We start from the raw sequence: 1,215 nt of genomic DNA, 5'->3' as shown, positions 1-1,215 counted from the left end.
CACATTGCGAACATCATTTGCAATGCCCGTTAAGCGTTCTTCATTCAACAGTAGACGGTCTAGCAGCGCATCGGTCAGACCAGCTTCGCGACCAAGTTCGATGTCTTTTGCGTTTGCTGCCAAAATCGCAGCTGAGTTTGCTTCTAGCTCATCTGCGATGATCGCTAGAGCTTGGTTCTTTTGAGCAGTTGACGCTGTCGCCAATTCGAAAGCTGCATCTTTAGCAGCTTTACCCATATTCGTTAAATCCACGTTGCTTCCCTCAATTTCTATTCTTGAATGACGACAAGATCATCGCGATGAATCACTTCTGAGCCGTAGTCATGACCCAAAATAGAGATGATGTCTTTACTGTGTTTGCCAGTAGTTTTTGCCAAGTCTTCACTTGAGTAGGCGCTAATACCACGCGCAACCAGTTTGCCATGAGAATTTGTTACGCGAGCAACTTCACCACGGGCAAAATCACCGCTCACCTTGATGACCCCTTTTGCTAGCAAGCTGCTGCCTTTACCAACAACCGCATTTACCGCACCATCATCGATGATAATGTCACCCGATGCTGCAGGACCTGCGAGGATCCAACGCTTACGGTTTTCCAATGCTTCTGAACAAGGTAGGAAACGCGTACCTTGAGGCTCCGTGCTCAACGAGTCAAAAATTACGTTTGGCGCGCTACCTGCTGCGATAATAACTTCAATACCCGCGCGACGTGCGATGTCAGCAGCTTGAAGTTTTGTCGCCATACCCCCCGTACCGAGTGTTGTACCGCTGCCGCCAGCAATTTTACGCAACGTGTCATCAATGGTTTTAACTTCTTTGATCAGCTCTGCATTCGGATCTTTTCGTGGGTCTGCAGTAAACAGACCTTTTTGGTCTGTCAGTAGCAATAACTTATCTGCACCACACAAAATACCCACTAAAGCCGATAGGTTGTCATTGTCGCCGACTTTGATTTCACTGGTGGCTACTGCATCATTTTCGTTCACGATTGGAATAATATCGTTCGCTACAAGCGCATTGATGGTGTCACGCGCATTAAGAAAACGCTCACGATCATCCAAGTCAGCACGAGTCAGTAGCATTTGACCAATCTTGATACCGTAAATACCAAACAAAGACTCCCATGTTTGAATCAAACGACTCTGACCCACTGCAGCAAGCAACTGTTTGCTCGCCATCTCGTTGGGCAGTGCGGGGTATCCAAGATGCTCACGG

Annotated in this window: 1 protein-coding gene and 1 pseudogene; both read right to left on the bottom strand. The window is 47.6% G+C overall.

The features are described 5' to 3' along the window. A pseudogene (locus R7070_RS25740) lies at window positions 1-252 on the bottom strand (gamma-glutamyl-phosphate reductase); the annotation flags it as partial. 17 nt (window positions 253-269) lie between these two features. Then, a partial coding sequence (gene proB / locus R7070_RS25735; RefSeq protein WP_318141455.1) for a glutamate 5-kinase occupies window positions 270-1,215 on the bottom strand: 946 nt, incomplete at its 5' end.

The organism is Vibrio sp. 1557 (assembly GCF_033340175.1).
Taxonomy (GTDB): Bacteria; Pseudomonadota; Gammaproteobacteria; order Enterobacterales; family Vibrionaceae; genus Vibrio; species Vibrio alginolyticus.
The sequence above is the reverse complement of the archived record's forward strand: the minus strand, read 5'-3'. Positions and strand labels throughout refer to the sequence as shown.